Here is a 19,294-nt window from a genome sequence, read left to right on the forward strand (position 1 = left end):
GCGGATCCACACCGATTCCTGCGGGAAGTCCCCTGGTCACCGATCAGTGACGGGTGGAGGTGTGACGGGTGAGTAGCAAGGACTGGCTGGAGAAGGACTTCTACGCCGTGCTCGGCGTGCGGAAGACCGCGACCGGCGACGAGATCAAGAAGGCGTACCGCAAGCTCGCCCGCGAGCTGCACCCCGACCGCAACCCGGGCAACCCCGAGGCCGAGGAGCGTTTCAAGGCCGTGTCCGAGGCGTACGGCGTCCTCAACGACGACCGGCAGCGCCGCGAGTACGACGAGATGCGCACCCTGTTCAGCTCGGGCGCGTACCGGCGCGGTGCCGGTGGCGGCGGCGCCCGGCCGGGCTTCGACCCCAACGACCTGTTCCAGGGCGCCTCGGGCGGCGGCCGCTTCGGCGGCTCGGCGTTCACCGACCTGTTCAGCACCATCTTCACCGGCGGCGCCGCCGCCGGGGCCGGCCCCGGACAGCGGGACCGGCGCAGCGGGCCGGCGCGCGGCCGCGACGTCGAGACCGAGGTCGCCCTCGACTTCGACGACGCCGTCCGCGGCATCACTCTGCCGCTGACGCTGCGCTCGCCGGGCGTCTGCGACACCTGCCGCGGCAGCGGCGCCAAGGCGGGCACCACCCCGCGGCGCTGCCCTGCCTGCCAGGGCACCGGCATGGTGACCCGCAACCAGGGCGCGTTCAGCTTCTCCGAGCCGTGTCGCGACTGCCAGGGCGCGGGCACGGTCGTGGACGAGAAGTGCCCGCAGTGCAAGGGCACCGGCGGGGTGACCAAGTCCCGGACCCTCACCGTCCGGTTCCCGCCGGGCGTCAGCGACGGCCAGCGCATCCGGCTGGCCGGCCGCGGCGAGCCCGGCGCCCGCGGCGGCCCCGCCGGCAACCTGTACGTCACGGTCCGGGTGGAGGCCGACGGCCTGTTCGGCCGCAGCGGCGACGACCTCACGCTGACGGTGCCGATCACCTTCGCCGAGGCGGTGCTCGGCACCGACCTGAGAGTGCCCACGCTGGACGGCGCGGTCACGCTGCGCGTACCGGCGGGCACGCCCAGCGGCCGCACCCTGCGCGCCCGCGGCAAGGGCGTCCCGCGCCGCGACGGCCAGGCCGGCGACCTGCTCGTCACCCTGGAGGTGGCCGTCCCCGACCGGCTGTCCGACGACGCGCGCAAGGCGCTGGAGGAGTTCGCCGCGCACACCCCGGGCGCCGCCCGCGACCACCTGCTGGCCCGGGCGCAGCGCCATGGCTGAGGACGCGGGTGCGCCGGTCTCGGACGAGAAGGTCCTGCTGATCTCGGCAGCCGCCAAGCTCGCCGGGATGCACCCGCAGACGCTGCGCCAGTACGACCGGATGGGCCTGGTTCAGCCGGGCCGCGCGCCGGGCGGCGGCCGCCGGTACAGCGTCCGCGACGTGGCGCTGCTGCGCGAGATCCAGCGGCTCAGCCAGGAGGACGGCGTCAACCTGGCCGGCATCAAGCGGATCATCGCGCTGGAGCAGACGGTGGGGGACCTGCGGGACCGGATCGCGCAGGCGCGGGCGGACCTGGTCGAGGCGTACGAGCGGGTGGCCGAGATGGAGGCGTTCACCGCCTTCCCCCGGCAGGAACTGCTCCCGGTCCACCGCCCGGGCAACGCGCTGGTGGTCTGGCGGCCCAGCCCGCCCCGCCGCCCGGCCTGACCGCCCCGGCCGGCTCCGCCGTCAGCCGAGGCTGCGGGGGCGGCGCACCAGGCCGCCCTCGCACCAGTCCGCGTAGCTGAACAGCTCCGGCCGCGCCAGCAGTACCCGGCAGTTGTGCGCCCAGCGCACCAGCACCTCGTCCCCGCGCCCCTCCGCCTGCTCCACCAGGCGCCGCAGCCGCCGCCGCGGGTGGTGGCGGAACGCGGTGCGGATGGCGTCGCCGGCGTAGATGTGCAGGCAGTGCAGCGCGAACCGGCGGGCCGGGCAGGTGTCGTCCAGGGCGAGCGCGAACAGGGTCCCGATCAGGCGGTCGCCGGTGACCAGGAGGTCGAAGTCGGGCGGCAGGGCGGTCACCGGTACCGAGTCCGGCGCGTAGGCCCACGCGCGCAGCTCGGCCGGGGTGGGGTCGACCACGCTGGTGAATCCCCGGACCGGCGCCAGTCGGCGCACCGCGGTGTGTCCCCGCGCGCGACGATGGCCCACGCCGCCTCCCGCCCGTGACCGATATCGAAGACGATCACGCTAACCTGGCGCTGACCAGGGCGGATATGCGCTGACCGGGCGCCTGCGGCTACCCGGTCGGCCCACCCGCGCCGACCGCGGGGGCGGGCGCGGGCGCGATGAGCCGGCGGAACCAGCGGGCGTCGGGGAGGCGGGCGAGCAGCGGTGCGGTGACCACCGTGACGAGGACGTACGCGGTCGCCAGGGGGGCGAGCTGCGGGTGTACGCCGGCCGCGAGTCCGGCGATGACGATAGAGAACTCGCCGCGGGGCATCAGGGCGAGCCCGGTCCGCCACTGGCCGGGCCGGCCGATGCCGGCGCGCCGGGCGGCGCGGATGCCGGTGACGACCTTCGTCGCCATGGTCACCACGGCCAGACCGATCGCCGGGAGCAGGACGGGCGGGATGTCGTCGGGGTTGGTGGAGAGCCCGAAGAAGACGAAGAAGACGACGGCGAACAGGTCCCGTAGCGGCGCGAGGATCTCGGTGGCGCTGTGCGCGACCTTCCCGGACAGGGCGATGCCGACGAGGAACGCGCCCACCGCGGCGGAGACGTGCAGCTTCGCGGCCGCCCCGGCGACCAGCAGGGACAGCCCGAGAACGCCGAGTAGGAGCACTTCGGGGTCGTCGGGGTTCATCATCCTGGAGATGGCGTTGCCGTACCGGACGGCGACCACCAGCACGACCACGACCGTGGCGACCGCGACGCCGAGGGAGACCGCCCCGGCGACGACGCCCGCGCCGAGCAGCAGGGCGCTGAGCAGCGGCAGGTAGAAGGCCATCGCCAGGTCCTCGATGACGAGGATCGACAGGATCACCGGGGTCTCCCGGTTGCCGACGCGGTTGAGGTCGCCGAGCATCTTGGCGATGACGCCGGAGGAGCTGACCCAGGTGACGCCGGCCAGCGCGACCATCGCCACCGGCCCCCAGCCGAGCAGCAGGGCGAACAGCGCACCCGGTACGGCGTTGAGCAGCGCGTCGAGGATGCCGGCGGGCAGCGCCCGGCGCAGGTTGCCGACCAGCTCGTCGGCCGAGTACTCCAGGCCCAGCATGACCAGCAGCAGGATGACGCCCATCTCGGCGCCGACCTCGATGAACTTCTCGCTCGCGTCGAGCGGCAGCAGGCCGCCCTTGCCGAAGGCGAGGCCGGCCAGCAGGTAGAGCGTGATGGGCGAGATGCCGACGCGGCGGGCGAGGCGGCCGAGGATGCCGAGCCCGAACAGGAGTGCGCCGACTTCGATGAGCAGGAGCGGGATGTGCTCGTGCACGCTCAGTCGTCCGGGTCGGCGTCGGTGAGCAGCCGCGTGGCGGAGTCGAGACCGGGCCGGGTGCCGACGAGGACGACGACGTCGCCGGCCGCGAAGATGAACGCCGGCCCCGGCGAGGGGATGGTGTCGCTGCCGCGCAGGACGGCGACGATGGAGGCGCTGGTCCGGGTGCGGATCTTCGCGTCGCCGAGGGCGCGGTCGACGTAGGGGGTGCCGAGGGTCAGCGGCACCTGCTCGGTGAGCAGGCCGGCGGCCTGCTCGCGGAGGCTGGCGAGCTGTTCGAGGATCAGCGAGGCGCCGAGCAGGCTGGCCAGGGCGTCGGCCTCCTCGTTGGTCAGCGGGATGGTGGCCGCGGAGGCGTCCGGGTCGTCCTGGCTGTAGACCACCAGGTCCCGCCGGCCGTTGCGGCGGGTGACCACGCCGACGCGCCGGTGGGAGGCCGTGAGGAGATCGTGGCGTACCCCGATCCCCGGGAGCTCGCTCTGCTCTATCCGTACCTGCACCCCGTCAACCTAACCCGTCCGCGGCGCGCGCCGCCCCCCGTGGGGCGGCGCGCGCGGCTGGCGGTTCGGGCTGGTAGTTCGGGCTGGCGGTTCAGGCCGGCGGGGTCAGCCGGTCGACGCTGCCGCAGTTGCGGCGGGGACTGACGCCGCTGATGCCGTCGCGGGCCCAGCAGACCTTGATGCCGGGCGTGTGGCGGGGCTTCTTGGCGACGGCGATGGTCCGGGTGTACTCGGCGCCGGTGATGCCGCAGCCGGCGGTGAGCGGGTGCCAGGCGGGGTCGGCGTCCTCGACGCGGGCGGTGTAGTAGGCGGCGTGGCAGTCCGGGCCGAAGTCGGCGGTCAGCCGGCCGGTGACGAACACCGGGAAGGTCGGCTGGATGGCGGTGCTGGCGCCGTACTCGTAGGTGCCGCTGGCGACGCCGGTGCGGGCGTCCTCGGCGTGGAACGTCAGGCCTGCGGCGGCCGCGCCGTCGGCGATCGTCAGGGCGGCGAGGGCACCGGCCGCGGCAGCGGCGATGACGGTCTTCATGGCAGTTCTCCCCAGAGTGACGTGCGGGCCGTCCCCGCGTCAGGGCAGATCCAACGCGTCCCGGCCGAATCCGGTCAATGGATGATCGGCGGCGCGAAGCGGCCGTTCAGCGGAGAGACGTGATTGGAATTCATCTATCTGGACAGCGTGCGGGGCGTCCCCGGCGCAGGGTCGGAGGGGCCCGTGAGGTTCGTCACCGGGGGTCCCCCGGGAGATATGGGCGCCGGGCGGACTTGAGCGGAATAGACTCAACTCTGCGCGTGTCGTACCTCGCAGCACCGGCCCCACGGAGAGGTCCCTGATGAACGCCGAACGCTTCACCACCCGCAGCCGCGAAGCCATCACCGCCGCCGCGAGCGGCGCCAAGAGCGACGGCCACGCCACGGTCGAGCCGTGGCACCTCCTGCGGTCGCTCCTGGACACCGGCGGGTCGACCGCCGGCCCGCTGCTGCGCGCCGCCGGCGCCAACCCCGCCGACGTGCGCCGGGCGGCCGTCCGGGCGCTGGAGTCCCTGCCGTCCGCGGCCGGCGCCAGCCTGGCCGAGCCGACCCTGTCCCGCGAGTTCGTCAACGCGCTGTCCGCCGCCGAGGAGATCGCCCGACCGCTCGGCGACGAGTACGTCTCCACCGAGCACCTGCTCGCCGGCCTCGCCCGCGGCGCGGGCGCCACCGGCGAGGCGCTGCGCCGGGCCGGCGCGACCGAGGAGCAGCTCGTCGCCGCCTTCCCGCACGTGCGCGGCGGCGACCGCAAGGTCACCTCGCCGGACCCCGAGCAGACGTACAAGGCGCTGGAGAAGTACGGCGTCGACCTCACCGCCGCCGCCCGCGACGGCAAGATCGACCCGGTGATCGGGCGGGACGCCGAGATCCGCCGCGTCATCCAGGTGCTCTCCCGCCGGACCAAGAACAACCCCGTCCTCATCGGCGAGCCCGGCGTCGGCAAGACGGCCATCGTGGAGGGCCTCGCCCAGCGGATCGTCGCCGGGGACGTGCCGGACAGCCTGCGCGACAAGCGGCTGGTCTCCCTCGACCTCGGGGCGATGGTGGCCGGCGCCCAGTACCGCGGGCAGTTCGAGGAGCGGCTCAAGAGCGTCCTGGAGGAGATCAAGGGCTCCGAGGGCCAGGTGATCACCTTCCTGGACGAGCTGCACACCGTCGTCGGCGCGGGCAAGGGCGAGGGCTCGATGGACGCCGGCAACATGCTCAAGCCCATGCTCGCCCGCGGCGAGCTGCGGATGGTCGGCGCGACGACGCTGGACGAGTACCGCGAGCACATCGAGAAGGACCCCGCGCTGGAGCGCCGCTTCCAGCCCGTCGTCGTCGGCGAGCCGTCCGTCGAGGACACGATCGGGATCCTGCGCGGGCTCAAGGAGCGGTACGAGGCCCACCACGGGATCCGCATCACCGACGCCGCGCTGGTGTCGGCGGCGGTGCTCTCCGACCGGTACATCGCGGACCGGTTCCTGCCGGACAAGGCCATCGACCTCGTCGACGAGGCGGGCTCGCGGCTGCGGATGGAGATCGACTCGCGGCCGGTGGAGATCGACGCGATCCAGCGCGCGGTGGACCGGCTGCGGATGGAGGAGCTGGCCCTGGCCAAGGAGTCCGACCCGGCCAGCGTCGACCGGCTCGGCCGGCTGCGCAAGGACCTCGCCGGCCGGGCCGGGGAGCTGGCGGCGCTGACGGCCCGGTGGGAGTCCGAGCGCGCGGGCCTCAACCGGGTCGGCGAGCTGAAGAAGTCCCTGGACGACCTGCGCGGCCAGGCCGACCGCGCCCGCCTGACCGGCGACCTCGCGTCGGCCTCCGAGCTGCTGTACGGCACGATCCCGGCGCTGGAGAAGGAGCTGGCCGACGCCGCCGCCAGCGCCGACCAGGCCGAGCCCATGGTCAAGGAGGAGGTCGGCGCCGACGAGATCGCCGGGGTCGTCGCCGCCTGGACCGGCATCCCCGCCGGCCGCCTGCTGGAGGCCGAGACCGCCAAGCTGCTGCGGATGGAGGAGCTGCTGACCTCCCGGGTGATCGGCCAGGGCCCGGCCGTGCACGCCGTCGCCGACGCCGTCCGCCGCGCCCGGGCGGGCGTCGCCGACCCCGACCGGCCGACCGGCTCGTTCCTGTTCCTCGGCCCCACCGGCGTCGGCAAGACGGAGCTGGCCAAGGCGCTGGCCGGGTTCCTGTTCGACGACGAGCGGGCGATGGTGCGCATCGACATGACCGAGTACGGCGAGAAGCACTCCGTCGCCCGGCTCGTCGGCGCCCCGCCCGGCTACGTGGGGTACGACGAGGGCGGCCAGCTCACCGAGGCCGTCCGGCGCCGCCCGTACTCGGTGATCCTGCTGGACGAGGTCGAGAAGGCGCACCCGGACGTCTTCGACGTCCTGCTGCAGGTCCTCGACGACGGCCGCCTCACCGACGGGCAGGGCCGCACCGTCGACTTCCGCAACAGCATCCTGATCCTGACCTCCAACCTGGGCTCGCAGGTGATCGCCGACCCGACGATGACCGAGGAGCAGCGCCGGGACGCGGTCCTGGCGGTGGTCCGGTCGCACTTCAAGCCGGAGCTGCTCAACCGGCTCGACGACATCATCGTGTTCGCCGCGCTCACCGGCCCGGACCTGCGGGCCATCGTGGACATCCAGCTCGACGTCCTGCGCCGCCGGCTGTCCGGCCGGCGGCTCACGCTGGAGGTCGGCGACGGGGCGCGGGCGTGGCTGGCCGAGCGCGGGTACGACCCGATCTACGGCGCCCGGCCGCTGCGCCGGCTTGTGCAGACCGCGATCGGCGACCGGCTCGCCAAGGGCCTGCTCGGCGGCGAGATCCGCGACGGCGACACCGTGGTGGTCGAACTGGGCGAGGCCAAGGACGCGCTCGCGGTGCGCGCCGCCCGCTGAGCCCTGGCGCCCGACCCCTGGCGCTCGGCCCCGCGTCCGGCTCCCACGTCCGCGGGATCGGGCGCGCGGGCGGCGCCCGGTCCGTAACGTCGGTGCCGTGACCGAGGCGCCGGCGCCACCGGGCGACGCCGACCGCGCGGCGGCCGGGAGCGGCCGCCCGCGGCCGGTGCGGACGGCGGTGCTCCTGCAGGCCGCCGCCGTCCTGCTGCTGCTGGTGGCCGCGGCGGCCACGGTGTCGGCGGCGGTCCTGCAGCGCGGCGCGATCGCGGCGGCCGGGCTCAGCGCCGAGGACGCTGCGGACATCCGGGCGACGTTCTGGCGGCCGGTGCTGGCCGTGGTCGTGCTGCTGCTGGGGTACGCGGCCATCCTCGCGGTGCTGCTGCGCCCGCTGTGGCACGGCTGGCCCGGCGGTGGCAGGCGGTCGGCGTGACCCTGCCCTGGCTGCTGCTGGTCGGCCTCGCGCCGACGTACTCGGCCGTGCGCGCCGCCGCGGCGTGGGTGCGCCACCTCGTCTCCCGGGGGGACTCCGGCCCGCGGCCGGCCGGCGCCGCGGCGGAGCCGGCCGACTGGTGGACGCGGACCTGGCACGCCGCGGCCACCGGCGACGGCGCGTGGCAGGCGCAGGCGCCGACGCTCGCGCTGCTGGCGCTGGCGGTGCTCGCGGTCGCCGTCGCCCTGCCGCACCACCGGTCGGCCCGGACCTGGTTCACCCGCCCGGCGCCGGCCGCCCGCGCGACCCCGCCCGACCACCCGCCGCCGGGTGAGCGGGCCGGCGTGCCGCCCGCAGCCGGGGACCGGCGGGCGTCCGCCGGCTAACGTGTGCACGAGCGGAGAGAGAGGACATCCATGTCGTACGGTCCGGCGCCCGCGGGCGCCCCGCCATCGCGCCGCCCCGGCACGGTCAGCGCGGCCACCGCGCTGATCTTCCTGTACGTGCTGCTTCTCCTGGTCGGCGCCGCCCTGCTGGCGGTCGTCTTCCCCGACCTCGAACGCGCGTTCGCCGACGCCGCGCCCGGCGGCTCCGGCGACGCCAGCGGCGCCGTGGCCGGCGTCGTCGTCGGACTCGGCGGGTGCGTCGTGCTCGTCCTGGGGATCGCCTTCGTCGTACTGGCGGTGTTCGCGGGCAAGGGGCGCAACGGCGCCCGGGTGACCCTGTGGGTCCTGGGCGGGCTCATGGCCTGCTGCGGCGGCGCCTCCGCGACCGGTGACGTGCTGGGGCTCAGCGGCCTCCAGTCCGCCGGCGCCGGGGCCGACCTCCAGGCGAACCTGCCCGAGTGGTACCGCTGGACCAGCGCCGGTGTGCAGTTCACCGGCACCCTGGTGCTCCTGTGCGCGCTGGTCCTGCTCGCGCTGCCGGCGTCGAACGCCTACTTCCGGCCCGCGCCCGAGGGGTGGTCGCCGGCCGCGTACCCGGCCTATCCGGGACCGGGCGCCCCGCAGCACCCCGGCCAGGCCGCGCCGTACCACCCGGGCCACGTCCCGCCGGGCGCCCCGCCGCAGCCGGGCCACGTCCCGCCGGGGGCGCCGTACCCGGGTCACGCCGAGCCGGGCGCGCTGTACCCGGGTCACGCCCCGCTGGGCGCGCCGCACCCGGGCCACGCCGCGCCGGGCGCGCCGCCGCACCCCGGCTACGGGCCGCACCCGGGCGGACCCGCCCCGGACGCGCCGCCGCCCGCCGGGGCCGTGCCCCCGCCCAGCGCGCCGCCAGCGCCGCCGAGCGCCCCGCCGCCTCCGCCCGCGGCCCCGCCAGCGCCGCCCAGCGCCCCGTCGGCGGACCGGGAGGAGCCGTAGCGGGTCCGGCCGGGGTCGCCCTCGTCACGGGCGCCACGGCCGGTCTGGGGGCCGCGTTCGCGCGGCGGCTGGCGGCGGCCGGGTACGACCTGGTGCTCGTGGCGCGCGACGCCGACCGGCTCGCCGCCACCGCCGCCAGCCTGGCGGCGGCGCACGGCCGGGCGGTCACGCCGCTGCCCGCCGACCTGGCGACCGAGGCCGGCTGCGCGGCCGTCGCCGGCCGGCTCGCCGCCGACCCGCCGGTGGACCTGCTCGTCAACAACGCCGGCATCGGGCTGGCCGGCTCGCTGCTGCGCAACGACGTCGCCGACGAGTGCCGGATGCTGCGCCTCAACGTCGAGGCCGTCCTGCGGCTGACGCTGGCGGCCCTGCCGCCGATGGTGGCCCGCGGGTCGGGCGCGGTCGTCAACGTCGCGTCGGTCGCGGGATTCGGCCCGATGCCGGGCACGGCGTACCCGGCGGGCAAGGCGTGGGTGATCAACTTCAGCGAGTCCGCCCACCTCCAGGTCCGCGCGCACGGCGTGCGGGTGATGGCGCTGTGCCCCGGGTTCGTCCGCACCGAGTTCCACGCCCGGGCCGGCCTGGGCACCACCGGCGTACCGGACCGGATGTGGCTGGCCGCCGACGACGTCGTGGCCGCCGGGCTGGCGGATCTCGCCCGGGGCCGGGTGGTCAGCGTGCCGGACCGGCGGTACCGGCTCGTGACCTCCGTCATGCGACATGCACCACGTTCGTTGCTCTACCGGTGGGTCAGCGCCGTGGGCAGCCGACGCCCAAAGCGGGACACTTAACAGATTCCGGGTCAAGTTCTGGACAACGAGTGTTCGCTTCGTCACTCTAATGGTGGGGGTATCACCCGCGGAGATGCGGCGGGTGAGTACCCTTTCCGCCATGGACCCCCGCGATGAACTGCGCAAATACATCAACGAGCTGGCCATCGTCCGTGGTCGGGTCGTGCTGTCGTCCGGCAAGGAGGCTGACTGGTACGCGGACCTGCGTCGCGTGACCCTGCACCATGCCGCCGCGCCGGTGGTGGGCGATGTCCTGCGCCAGCTCACCGGCGACTGGGAGTACGACGCCGTGGGGGGCCTCACGCTGGGGGCCGATCCGATCGCGATGTCGATGCTGCACTCGGCCGCGCGGGCGGGGGCCGCGCCCCTGGACGCCTTCGTCGTCCGCAAGGCGGAGAAGGCGCACGGCATGCAGCGTCGGGTGGAGGGTCCCGACGTGGCCGGACGGCGGGTTTTGGCGGTCGAGGACACATCCACGACGGGCGGCAGTGTCCTTACCGCCGTCGAAGCGTTACGAGAGGCTGGGGCCGAAGTGGTCGGCGTTGCGGTTATTGTCGATCGGGGGGCGGGACGGGTGATCCAGGACAAGGGAATCCCCTACCGCGCGGCATATACGTTGGCGGACCTCGGCCTTACGGACTAGAAAACTGCCGGTTCGGACCTGCTGATATGCAGGCGGGTCGATGCTGTTGGTGGAAGGATGGGCTCTGTGGGAACTGCGTTGGCCGAAATGACTATGCCTCAGATCTCGCCGCTTGCTGGCGAGCCGATCGAGCGAGCTGATGCTGAGCGGCTCGCCGGTGTGTTGAAGGCGCTCGCCGATCCGGCGCGCCTTCGTCTGCTCAGCCTGATCCAGGCTGCGCCGGACGGTGAAGCGTGCGTGGCGGACCTGACGTCTCCGCTGGGACTCTCCCAGCCGACCGTCAGCCACCACCTGCGCATCCTCACCGAATCCGGGCTGCTGGAGCGGGAGAAGCGCGGCGTGTGGGCGTACTACCGCCTGGTGCCGGCGTCGATCGCCACGATCGCCGACCTGCTGACCCCTCCGCGCAAGCGCGCCACCAAGCGCGCCCGCTGAGCCTGGCCGGTACACCGGCGTCACGCATCGACTCCACCGACCGTCTTCGCGCGGTCCCGCCGGACGCCATGGGGGAGGCGCCCAGCGGGCCGCGGGAGATGGCGTCGAATTGACGGGTGTCTCCGGGACTTTCGTCAGTTCCCGGGTGTACCCGCGCGGCGCAGCCGACGTTCCCGCAGTACCTCGACGGCGATCGGCAAGATCGAAATCAGGATGATCAATGCCACCGCCGGCAGGATGAAGCGATCGATTTTCTCGGCGGGGATCACTTTGGTGATCTGGTCGGCGAGCAGGTAGCCGGCGAGAATGAGGCCGTCGGTCCAGAGGATCGCCCCGATGACGTTCCACAGCAGGAAGGTCCGCGCCGGCATCCCGAGCATCCCGGCGACCGGGTTCAGGAACGTGCGCACGATGGGGATGAACCGCGCCAGCACCACCGCCTTGCCCGGACCGTACTTGCGGAAGTAGAACTCCGCCTTCTCCACGTACTCCTGCCGGAACAGCCGCGAGTCGGGCCGGGCGAACAGCCGCCGCCCGTACCGCGCCCCCAGGTGGTGGCCGAGCTGCGCGCCGACGATCGCCGCCAGCGGCGCCCCGATCAGCAGCCCCGGCAGCGACAGCCGGGTCCCCACCGCCGCGTCGGCGATCGGCGTGGCGGCCAGCCCGGCGAGGAACAGCAGCGAGTCCCCCGGCAGGAAGAAGCCGACCAGCAGTCCGGTCTCGGCGAACAGGATGACCCAGATCCCCAGCAGTCCGAAGGTCTTGATCAGTTCTTTCGGGTCCAGTGGGTTGACCGCCAACTGGTCGGCGAGGGCCTGGGTCTTCTCCGCGGTGTTCACGGCGCCCCAGCGTACCGACGCCGCGCCAGCCTGCCGAGCCGCCGTCGCTTTCCCGCCCGTCGCGGGGTGCCTCCGGCACCGGACGACCGATAGAGTCGTGGCGGTTCGTACCTAAGGAGGGGCACCCGAATGGACAAGGTCGTCCACAGCGCCGCCGACGCGGTCGCCGACATCGGAGACGGCGCCACCCTCGCGGTCGGCGGCTTCGGGCTCTGCGGCATCCCCAGCGTGCTGATCCGGGCGCTGCTCGCCCGCGGTACCACCGACCTGTCGGTCGTCTCCAACAACTGCGGCGTCGACGACTGGGGCCTCGGCCTGCTCCTGCGCGAGAAGCGCATCCGCCGGATGACCAGCTCGTACGTCGGGGAGAACAAGGAGTTCGAGCGGCAGTACCTCGCCGGCGAGCTGGAGGTCGAGCTGACCCCCCAGGGCACGCTGGCCGAGCGGCTGCGCGCCGGCGGCGCGGGGATCGCGGGCTTCTTCACCCGCACGGGGGTCGGCACCCAGGTCGCCGAGGGCGGGCTGCCGTGGCGGTACGCCGCCGACGGCGGCGTCGCCGTGGCCTCCCCCGCCAAGGAGGTGCGGACGTTCGGCGACCACGAGTACGTCCTGGAGGAGGCGATCACCTGTGACTTCGCCCTGATCCGCGCCTGGAAGGGCGACCGCCAGGGCAACCTGGTCTTCCGCGACTCGGCGCGCAACTTCAACCCGCTGTGCGCGATGTCCGGCCGGATCACGGTCGCCGAGGTCGAGGAGCTGGTCGAGGTCGGCGACCTGCCGCCCAACGACGTGCACGTGCCCGGCATCTTCGTCCAGCGCGTGGTCGTGCTGACGCCGGAGCAGGCCGCCGAGAAGCGGATCGAGCGCCGCACCGTCCGCCCCCGCCCCGACGCGGCCTAGTCCACGGCCCGGCAGAGAGAGAGTCGACCATGGCACTGACCCGTGAGCAGATGGCGGCGCGCGCCGCGGCCGAGCTGACCGACGGCTCGTACGTCAACCTGGGCATCGGCCTGCCGACCCTGGTGCCCAACTACGTCCCGGACGACGTCGAGATCGTGCTCCAGTCGGAGAACGGCATCCTCGGCGTGGGCCCGTACCCGTACGACGGCGAGGAGGACGCGGACCTCATCAACGCCGGCAAGGAGACCGTCACGGTGCGCCGGGGCGCGGCGTACTTCGACTCGGCGCTGTCCTTCGGGATGATCCGCGGCGGCAAGGTCGACGCGGCGATCCTCGGCGCGATGCAGGTCTCGGCCGGCGGCGACATCGCCAACTGGATGATCCCCGGCAAGATGGTCAAGGGCATGGGCGGGGCGATGGACCTGGTCCACGGCGCGAAGCACGTCGTCGTCCTGATGGAGCACGTGGCCCGCAACGGCGACTACAAGATCGTCAACGAGTGCTCGCTGCCGTACACCGGCCTCGGGGTCGTCCAGCGGATCATCACCGACCTCGCGGTGCTCGACGTCACCGCCGACGGCCTGGTCCTGCGCGAGGTCGCGCCGGGCGTCACGGTCGACGAGGTGCGGGAGAAGACCGAGCCGGCGCTGACCGTCCCCGACGACATCCCGGAGATGGCGACCCGCTGACCGCGCCGGAGCTGACCGCCCCGACGCTGACCGCGGCCGGCGTCAGCGGCCGTACTCGTCGTCCAGGTGGACGATCTCTGCCTGCTCGGCGGCGTCCCACTCGCTGACCTCCAGGGCCGGCGAGGGCCGGGCGCTGTCGTCGGCCGGGTCCGCGGTCAGGGCCTGCTCGGCGGCGTCCGCGGCCGGGGCCTCCGGGTCGCGCTCGTCGGGGTCGAGGTGGTCGGGCAGGGGCAGGTCCTCGTACTGCTGCTGCGTCATGGCGCTCTCCTCCCACCGGTGATCCCCGGCGGGGCGCGTCGCGCGCCGGTCTCCGCCGGGCAGTCGCTTCCACGGTACGGGTGGTTTCCGTCCCCCCGGCGCCGTACGGGCAAACCAACGGCGGCCCAGGTCAGGCCGGCGGGCGGGTGGCATACTGCGGCGGACGGTCCACCGACGAAAGGAGTGCGTCAATGCCCATCGCTTCCCCCGAGGTGTACGCCGAGATGCTCGACCGCGCCAAGAGCGGCGCGTTCGCGTACCCCGCGATCAACGTGACCTCGTCGCAGACGCTCAACGCGGCACTGCGCGGCTTCGCCGAGGCGGAGAGCGACGGCATCATCCAGGTCTCCACGGGCGGTGCCGAGTACCTGTCGGGGCCGACCGTCAAGGACATGGTGACCGGCTCGGTGGCCTTCGCGGCCTTCGCGGTCGAGGTGGCGAAGAAGTACCCCGTCAACATCGCGCTCCACACCGACCACTGCCCGAAGGACAAGCTGGACGGCTTCGTCCGCCCCCTGCTGGCGATCTCCCAGGAGCGCGTGGCGCGCGGCGAGGCCCCGCTGTTCCAGTCGCACATGTGGGACGGCTCGGCGGTGCCGCTGAAGGAGAACCTGGCCATCGCCCGGGAGCTGCTGGACGCGGCCGCGGCGGCGAAGGTCGTCCTGGAGGTCGAGGTCGGCGTCGTCGGCGGCGAGGAGGACGGCGTCGAGAACGCGATCAACGAGAAGCTCTACACGACCGTCGAGGACGGGCTGGCCATGGTCGACGCCCTCGGGCTGGGCGAGCGCGGCCGGTACATGGCGGCGCTGACGTTCGGCAACGTGCACGGCGTGTACAAGCCGGGCAACGTCAAGCTGCGGCCGGAGATCCTCCAGGAGGTCCAGGACGCGGTGGGCGCCCGGCACGGCGCGGAGAAGCCGCTGGCGCTGGTGTTCCACGGCGGTTCGGGGTCGCTGCTGTCGGAGATCCGGTCGGCGGTGGACTACGGAGTCGTGAAGATGAACATCGACACCGACACGCAGTACGCGTTCACCCGGCCGGTCGCCGCGCACATGTTCGCGCACTACGACGGCGTGCTGAAGATCGACGGCGAGGTCGGGAACAAGAAGCAGTACGACCCCCGGGCCTGGGGCAAGGCGGCCGAGCAGGCGATGGCCGCGCGGGTGGCGCAGGGCTGCGAGGACCTGCGCTCCACGGGTACCACGCTGGCGAAGTAGTCCGGGGCCGGGTGACAACCACCGGATCGGGTGGGTGTCACCCGGCCGCCCGGGTGGCAGGCGTCACCGGTTCCCCTAGGCTGCCGGTGTGTCTGTTTCGCCCCTGATGGGGCGCGTGTGTCGGGTTCTGGGTGCGGTCGTCCTCGCGGCGGCGGCGCCCGGCGCGGCCCTGCCCGCGGCGGCCGCCCCCGCGGGCGCGCCCGGGGCGTCCGCCGGGCCGGACGGGGGCGACGCCCCCGAGGAGCGGGAGCCGGGGGTACCGCCCGCGGGCAGCCACGGCCCGCCCGTCGGCGCCCAGCGCGACGCGACCGTCGGCATCGCCGGCCGGATCTGGGACGACCGCGACCGCGACGGCCGGCAGGACCCCGGCGAGCCCGGCATCTCCGGCGTCCGCGTCTGGACCTTCAACTACGCCCTCGCCGACCCGATGTCGGGGGCGCAGATGCGCGCCGCCGCCGTGGCGAGCCTGCACGAGTGGGAGCGCGGGCGGATGCCGGTGCTGGAGCCGGCGGAGACCGACTCCACGGCCAGCGGGCCCGACGGCCGGTACGACTTCGGGCTGCTGGCGCCCGGCCCCACCGTGGTCGCCGTCGTCACCGCGACCTACGAGCCGGAGACCGACGCGCTCACCCCGTCGACCTCGCTGACCCGGCCGCACCAGGGGCCCGACGGCACCGACTCGGACTTCACCGCCACCGACGCCGGGACGTTCGGGCTCGCGGCGGTCACCACCGTGGACGGCGACCGCCGCGACCTCGACGCCGGGCTGCTCGGCGCCGCCTCGGCCGCGCTGCCGGTCACCGGGCGCGGCGTGGCCGACGGGATCGTGCTGGGCGCCGGGCTCTGCGCCGCCGGGGTCCTGCTCCTGCGGCTGGCCTCGCTCCGCCGCCGCCCGGCGGGACCGCCCGCCGGGCGCCGCCTGTCCGGCGGTCCGTCCACCGGCCGGCGTCCGCCGGCGCGTCGGCGTCCGACCGGAAACCGCTGACAGGAGGCGCCATGCGTCGCACCACCCTCCGCCGCACCACTGCCGTCCGCCGCGCGATCCTCCACCGCACCGCCCTCCGCCGCGCCGCCGCTCTGGGCGGCGTCGCCACCCTGCTGCTGACCGCGGCGCCGGCCGCGGCCGCCCGGCGCGGGCCGACCGTCACCGTCAGCGGGCACATCTGGCTGGACCGGGACCGCGACGGGCACCGCGACGCCCGGGAGCCGGGGGTCGCCGGGATCCCGGTGGGCGTGGTCAGCTTCGCCGACGTCTCGGCGGGCGGGCTGGTGGACCTGCCGCAGCGGGCGGCGTCGACCTTCGTCATGCGCCAGTACGCGGCGATGGACCCGGGCGAGGCCGAGCTGCGGGTGTACCTGACCAGAACTGACGCCACGGGCGCATACCAGTTCGACGGCGTCGCCGCCGGCCCGCTGTTCGTCGAGGTGTTCACCGGCCAGCCCGCCGATGGCCACTTCGCCCCGAAGTGGCGGCTGACCCGCCCCGACCGCGGGGGCGAGGACGGGGACTCGGACTTCGTCCGGTACGGGCAGGACGGGCTCGTGGGGCAGGTGTACCACGACGCCGCCGACGGCGCGGTCATCCGGGCTGACGGCGGCTTCCTGCCCAGTCCGCTCCCCGCCACCGGTTCACTGCCGGTGACCGGGGCGTCGCTCGGCGCGGTGCTCGCGGCCGGTACCGGCGCGGTGCTCGCCGGGCTCGCCGTCCTGCTGGTCGGGCGCCGCCGCCGCGCCTGAACGGCCGCCCGCCGTACCGGTTGGCGCGATGCGCTTGAACTGCCCCGCCCTGTCGGATTGCTGACTGAGCGTGACCGGGGTCCGCGCTACCTTGCCCGCCGATGTGCACGGCTAGGCGGAGGCGGTAGGACCATGGCACAGGTGCGAAGCGTCGCGGCGGCGGCGGTACTGGCGACGGCGGCGGCGGTGCTGGCCGGCTGTACGGGCGGCGAGAGGGCGACGATGTCGCCCGCGGCGTCGGCGGGCGCCGCCGCGTCGGCCACCTCCGCGGCTGCGCCCAGCCCCGGCCGGCCGTGGTTCGACGAGGTGAAGGCCGCCGCCGCGGGGACGAAGGTCGGGGGTGCCGGCGGCGGCTGCCCGATGCCGGTGGCCTTCACCGGGCCGAAGGGGTGGAAGGTGAAGCCGTTCCGGCCCGGGGGCGTCCTGGACGAGCTGGCCAAGCAGGGCGGTTTCACGCTCGTCTGCGAGCTGGACGCCAAGCCCGCGCAGGTCCTGGGCCTGATGAAGGTGATGCTGGCCGACCAGGCCGGCGGGGACCTGCGGGCGGCGGTGGACGCCTACCTGAAGCCCGGGCCGGACACCAAGGTCCGGTCCCGGGTCGACCGGGAGGTCACCGTCGCGGGCGTGCCGGCCCTGGAGGTGGCCTACGAGAACTACTCGGCGCTGCTGGAGACGACGACCCGGGCCCGGCTGCTCGCCGTCGGCAACCGGGGGCGGATGAGTCTGCTGTGGATCGGCGGGCTGGACGAGCAGGAGCACAAGGGGCTCCTCGGCGGCCTCGTCCTGGCCCGCACGACCATGGTCGTCAGTCCCTGACCCCGCCGCGGGTCAGGCGTTCTCCTTGCGGAAGGTCCGCGTGCCCCACCACACGGCGAGCACGAACAACGCGACCGTCCACAGCGACCCCCAGAGCACCTTGTCGACCGTGAAGTCGCCGAGGAACGAGTTGCGGACCGCGTTGACCATGTGCTTGACCGGCATGTAGTCGCTGGCCGTCTGGAGCCACGACGGCCCCAGCGACATCGGCAGCAGGATGCCCGACAGCAGCAGGACCGGCATCATGACGACGTTGATGACCGGCGCCATGACGTCCTCGCTCTTGGTGGTGAGCGCGAGGGCGTTGGACGCGGCCGCGCACGCGCCGCCGGCGAGCAGGGTGAGGACGATGCCCAGCACGATGCCGCGCAGCGGGGCGCGCATACCGAGCAGGTACCCCAGCCCGACCAGGATCAGCGCCTGGACGAAGAGCTGGAGCAGGTCCCGCCACAGCCGGCCCATGAGCAGCGCGGTCCGGCTGGCGGGGGTGACCCGCTCGGCCTCCACCACGCCGTCGCGCCACTCGGCGATCAGCCCGAAGCCGGCGAAGAACGCGCCGAACAGGCCGAGCTGCACGAGCATCCCGGGCACGAAGAACGTGTACTCGTTCTCCACTCCTAGTGCGCCAATCAGCGGCTTGAGCAGGGGGCCGAACAGGAGCAGGTACAGCACCGGCTGGAACGCGCCGATGAGCACCCACGCCGGGTTGCGGAGGTTCATCCGCAACTGCCGGCGGAAGACGATGTAGCTCTCCCGGAGGAATCGCATCGGTATGCCTCTCATTCGCCCTCGCGCAGGGACCGGCCGGTCAGCGCGAGGAAGACGTCGTCGAGCGTGGGGCGGCGGACCTCGATGCTGTTCAGCTCGACGTCCGCCTGGGTCAGGTCGCGCAGCAGGCCGGGTACGGCGGTGCCCGCGCGACGGATCCGGCCGCGGACGTGGCGGCCGTCGACGACCACCCTGTCGCCGTCCTCGGTCAGGGCGTCGAGCGCCTTCGCCACGACCGGCGCCTGCGCGATGTCGGCCACCTCCAGGTCGACCGAGTCGCCGGCCACCTGGGACTTCAGGTTCTCCGGGGTGTCCGCGGCGACGATCTTGCCGTGGTCGATGACGATGATCCGGTCGCTGAGGGCGTCCGCCTCGTCGAGGTAGTGGGTCGTGATGAACACCGTGGTACCGCGCTGGTCGCGCAGGTTGCTGATGTGCGTCCACAGGTTGGCCCGCGCCTGCGGGTCCAGGCCGGTGGTCGGCTCGTCGAGGAAGACGAGCCGCGGAACGTGGATCAGCCCCATGACGATGTCGAGCCGGCGGCGCTGGCCGCCGGAGAGCGTCTTGGGCTGGCGGGTCCACATGCCGTCCAGCTCGAACTGCGAGAACAGCTCCTGGCCGCGCTGGCGGGCCTCGGCCTGGCTCATGCCGTAGAGCATCCCGTGGTCGATCACCTCGTCGCCGGCCCGCGCCACGCTCCCGGTCGCGCCGCTCTGCGACACGTAGCCGATGGCCCGGCGGACGTCCTTGGACTGGGTGGCGACGTCGTAGCCGGCGACCGTGGCCTCGCCCGCGGTCGGACGCAGCAGCGTCGTCAGCATACGCAGGGTAGTCGTCTTGCCGGCGCCGTTGGGGCCGAGGAAACCGACGATCTCGCCCTCGGCGACATCCAGGTCCACGCCGTCCACGGCGCGTACCTCGGTCTTCTCCCGACCCTGTCGGCTCTTGAAGGTCTGGACGAGACCTCTGGCGCGGATCACTCGCGGATACCTCCTTCGGAGATCGTGACAGTGCGTGAGTCAGTGTTCAAGTTTGAATAG

The 19,294-nt window shown here is 74.0% G+C and carries 22 protein-coding genes and 1 pseudogene; 15 read left to right on the forward strand and 8 right to left on the reverse strand.

Going from position 1 to position 19,294, the window contains the following annotated elements:
• Nucleotides 1–68 precede the first annotated feature (68 nt).
• Entirely contained in the window at nucleotides 69–1,256 is a 1,188-nt protein-coding gene (gene dnaJ, locus IEY75_RS14905) for a molecular chaperone DnaJ (protein WP_189114950.1), read from the forward strand.
• Entirely contained in the window at nucleotides 1,249–1,683 is a 435-nt protein-coding gene (locus tag IEY75_RS14910) for a heat shock protein transcriptional repressor HspR (protein WP_189114951.1), read from the forward strand. The genes dnaJ and IEY75_RS14910 overlap by 8 nt, the downstream gene beginning before the upstream one ends.
• Before the next feature lie 21 nt (nucleotides 1,684–1,704).
• Here IEY75_RS14910 and IEY75_RS14915 read toward each other — a convergent pair whose 3' ends face one another.
• The 4 genes from IEY75_RS14915 to IEY75_RS14930 all read right to left on the reverse strand — a co-directional run bounded on the left by IEY75_RS14915 (nucleotide 1,705) and on the right by IEY75_RS14930 (nucleotide 4,483).
• Nucleotides 1,705–2,133, reverse strand: a complete 429-nt coding sequence (locus tag IEY75_RS14915; RefSeq protein ID WP_189114952.1) for a hypothetical protein — start codon at nucleotides 2,131–2,133, stop codon at nucleotides 1,705–1,707.
• 121 nt (nucleotides 2,134–2,254) lie between these two features.
• Entirely contained in the window at nucleotides 2,255–3,451 is a 1,197-nt protein-coding gene (locus tag IEY75_RS14920; RefSeq protein WP_189114953.1) for a cation:proton antiporter, read from the reverse strand.
• A 2-nt stretch (nucleotides 3,452–3,453) separates the two neighbouring features.
• Nucleotides 3,454–3,954, reverse strand: coding sequence for a cation:proton antiporter regulatory subunit (locus IEY75_RS14925; protein ID WP_189114954.1), 501 nt, complete (start codon nucleotides 3,952–3,954; stop codon nucleotides 3,454–3,456).
• 91 nt (nucleotides 3,955–4,045) lie between these two features.
• On the reverse strand, nucleotides 4,046–4,483 hold the full coding sequence (locus IEY75_RS14930; protein WP_189114955.1) for a hypothetical protein: 438 nt from the start codon (nucleotides 4,481–4,483) through the stop codon (nucleotides 4,046–4,048).
• A gap of 301 nt (nucleotides 4,484–4,784) precedes the next feature.
• Between IEY75_RS14930 and clpB the strand changes: the two genes are divergently transcribed.
• The 7 genes and pseudogenes from clpB (at nucleotide 4,785) to IEY75_RS14965 (ending at nucleotide 11,030) form a co-directional block, all read left to right on the forward strand.
• A complete protein-coding gene (gene clpB / locus IEY75_RS14935; RefSeq protein WP_189114956.1) occupies nucleotides 4,785–7,370 on the forward strand; it encodes an ATP-dependent chaperone ClpB in 2,586 nt (861 codons plus the stop codon).
• Between the two features lie 97 nt (nucleotides 7,371–7,467).
• On the forward strand, nucleotides 7,468–7,800 hold the full coding sequence (locus tag IEY75_RS14940) for a hypothetical protein (RefSeq protein WP_189114957.1): 333 nt from the start codon (nucleotides 7,468–7,470) through the stop codon (nucleotides 7,798–7,800).
• Nucleotides 7,797–8,186, forward strand: coding sequence for a hypothetical protein (locus IEY75_RS14945; RefSeq protein WP_189114958.1), 390 nt, complete (start codon nucleotides 7,797–7,799; stop codon nucleotides 8,184–8,186). Before IEY75_RS14940 ends, IEY75_RS14945 begins: the two co-directional genes overlap by 4 nt.
• A 30-nt stretch (nucleotides 8,187–8,216) precedes the next feature.
• Complete coding sequence (locus IEY75_RS21300; protein WP_189114959.1) at nucleotides 8,217–9,161, forward strand: hypothetical protein; 945 nt, start codon at nucleotides 8,217–8,219, stop codon at nucleotides 9,159–9,161.
• Between the two features lie 17 nt (nucleotides 9,162–9,178).
• A pseudogene (locus IEY75_RS14955) lies at nucleotides 9,179–9,952 on the forward strand (SDR family NAD(P)-dependent oxidoreductase); the annotation flags it as partial.
• Between the two features lie 100 nt (nucleotides 9,953–10,052).
• Nucleotides 10,053–10,595, forward strand: a complete 543-nt coding sequence (pyrE, locus tag IEY75_RS14960; protein WP_189114960.1) for an orotate phosphoribosyltransferase — start codon at nucleotides 10,053–10,055, stop codon at nucleotides 10,593–10,595.
• A gap of 57 nt (nucleotides 10,596–10,652) precedes the next feature.
• Nucleotides 10,653–11,030: an ArsR/SmtB family transcription factor gene (locus IEY75_RS14965; protein WP_189114961.1), complete on the forward strand. Its 378-nt coding sequence runs from the start codon at nucleotides 10,653–10,655 to the stop codon at nucleotides 11,028–11,030.
• Between the two features lie 134 nt (nucleotides 11,031–11,164).
• Here the strand turns inward: IEY75_RS14965 and IEY75_RS14970 are convergent, their stop codons facing one another.
• Nucleotides 11,165–11,869 (reverse strand): DedA family protein, encoded by a 705-nt coding sequence (locus IEY75_RS14970; protein ID WP_229789727.1) that lies wholly within the window; start codon nucleotides 11,867–11,869, stop codon nucleotides 11,165–11,167.
• 129 nt (nucleotides 11,870–11,998) lie between these two features.
• Here IEY75_RS14970 and IEY75_RS14975 point away from each other — a divergent pair, with 129 nt between their 5' ends.
• Entirely contained in the window at nucleotides 11,999–12,769 is a 771-nt protein-coding gene (locus tag IEY75_RS14975) for a CoA transferase subunit A (protein ID WP_189114962.1), read from the forward strand.
• 29 nt (nucleotides 12,770–12,798) lie between these two features.
• Nucleotides 12,799–13,458: a CoA transferase subunit B gene (locus IEY75_RS14980; protein WP_189114963.1), complete on the forward strand. Its 660-nt coding sequence runs from the start codon at nucleotides 12,799–12,801 to the stop codon at nucleotides 13,456–13,458.
• A gap of 42 nt (nucleotides 13,459–13,500) precedes the next feature.
• Here IEY75_RS14980 and IEY75_RS14985 read toward each other — a convergent pair whose 3' ends face one another.
• Nucleotides 13,501–13,716, reverse strand: coding sequence for a hypothetical protein (locus IEY75_RS14985; RefSeq protein WP_189114964.1), 216 nt, complete (start codon nucleotides 13,714–13,716; stop codon nucleotides 13,501–13,503).
• Nucleotides 13,717–13,907: 191 nt separating this feature from the next.
• Between IEY75_RS14985 and fbaA the strand changes: the two genes are divergently transcribed.
• The 4 genes from fbaA to IEY75_RS15005 all read left to right on the forward strand — a co-directional run bounded on the left by fbaA (nucleotide 13,908) and on the right by IEY75_RS15005 (nucleotide 17,486).
• Nucleotides 13,908–14,933: a class II fructose-bisphosphate aldolase gene (gene fbaA, locus IEY75_RS14990; RefSeq protein WP_189114965.1), complete on the forward strand. Its 1,026-nt coding sequence runs from the start codon at nucleotides 13,908–13,910 to the stop codon at nucleotides 14,931–14,933.
• A gap of 115 nt (nucleotides 14,934–15,048) precedes the next feature.
• Nucleotides 15,049–15,918, forward strand: a complete 870-nt coding sequence (locus tag IEY75_RS14995) for a hypothetical protein (RefSeq protein ID WP_189114966.1) — start codon at nucleotides 15,049–15,051, stop codon at nucleotides 15,916–15,918.
• Nucleotides 15,919–15,929: 11 nt separating this feature from the next.
• Nucleotides 15,930–16,670: a hypothetical protein gene (locus IEY75_RS15000; RefSeq protein WP_189114967.1), complete on the forward strand. Its 741-nt coding sequence runs from the start codon at nucleotides 15,930–15,932 to the stop codon at nucleotides 16,668–16,670.
• A gap of 132 nt (nucleotides 16,671–16,802) precedes the next feature.
• Nucleotides 16,803–17,486 (forward strand): lipoprotein, encoded by a 684-nt coding sequence (locus tag IEY75_RS15005; protein ID WP_189114968.1) that lies wholly within the window; start codon nucleotides 16,803–16,805, stop codon nucleotides 17,484–17,486.
• Between the two features lie 12 nt (nucleotides 17,487–17,498).
• On the opposite strand, the gene IEY75_RS15010 is transcribed toward IEY75_RS15005, so the two are convergent.
• Nucleotides 17,499–18,254, reverse strand: a complete 756-nt coding sequence (locus IEY75_RS15010) for an ABC transporter permease (protein ID WP_189114969.1) — start codon at nucleotides 18,252–18,254, stop codon at nucleotides 17,499–17,501.
• Nucleotides 18,255–18,265: 11 nt separating this feature from the next.
• Entirely contained in the window at nucleotides 18,266–19,234 is a 969-nt protein-coding gene (locus IEY75_RS15015) for an ATP-binding cassette domain-containing protein (protein ID WP_189114970.1), read from the reverse strand.
• Nucleotides 19,235–19,294 lie beyond the last annotated feature (60 nt).

Source organism: Pilimelia terevasa, assembly GCF_014647915.1.
GTDB lineage: Bacteria > Actinomycetota > Actinomycetes > Mycobacteriales > Micromonosporaceae > Pilimelia > Pilimelia terevasa.

Coding starts and splice junctions, on each gene's coding strand:
- pyrE (WP_189114960.1), top strand. CDS start 10,053: ATGGACCCCCGCGATGAACTGCGCAAATACATCAACGAGCTGGCCATC.
- clpB (WP_189114956.1), top strand. CDS start 4,785: ATGAACGCCGAACGCTTCACCACCCGCAGCCGCGAAGCCATCACCGCC.
- IEY75_RS14910 (WP_189114951.1), top strand. CDS start 1,249: ATGGCTGAGGACGCGGGTGCGCCGGTCTCGGACGAGAAGGTCCTGCTG.
- IEY75_RS14930 (WP_189114955.1), bottom strand. CDS start 4,483: ATGAAGACCGTCATCGCCGCTGCCGCGGCCGGTGCCCTCGCCGCCCTG.
- fbaA (WP_189114965.1), top strand. CDS start 13,908: ATGCCCATCGCTTCCCCCGAGGTGTACGCCGAGATGCTCGACCGCGCC.
- IEY75_RS14975 (WP_189114962.1), top strand. CDS start 11,999: ATGGACAAGGTCGTCCACAGCGCCGCCGACGCGGTCGCCGACATCGGA.
- IEY75_RS15000 (WP_189114967.1), top strand. CDS start 15,930: ATGCGTCGCACCACCCTCCGCCGCACCACTGCCGTCCGCCGCGCGATC.
- IEY75_RS21300 (WP_189114959.1), top strand. CDS start 8,217: ATGTCGTACGGTCCGGCGCCCGCGGGCGCCCCGCCATCGCGCCGCCCC.
- IEY75_RS14965 (WP_189114961.1), top strand. CDS start 10,653: ATGGGCTCTGTGGGAACTGCGTTGGCCGAAATGACTATGCCTCAGATC.
- IEY75_RS15010 (WP_189114969.1), bottom strand. CDS start 18,254: ATGCGATTCCTCCGGGAGAGCTACATCGTCTTCCGCCGGCAGTTGCGG.
- IEY75_RS14980 (WP_189114963.1), top strand. CDS start 12,799: ATGGCACTGACCCGTGAGCAGATGGCGGCGCGCGCCGCGGCCGAGCTG.
- IEY75_RS15005 (WP_189114968.1), top strand. CDS start 16,803: ATGGCACAGGTGCGAAGCGTCGCGGCGGCGGCGGTACTGGCGACGGCG.
- IEY75_RS14985 (WP_189114964.1), bottom strand. CDS start 13,716: ATGACGCAGCAGCAGTACGAGGACCTGCCCCTGCCCGACCACCTCGAC.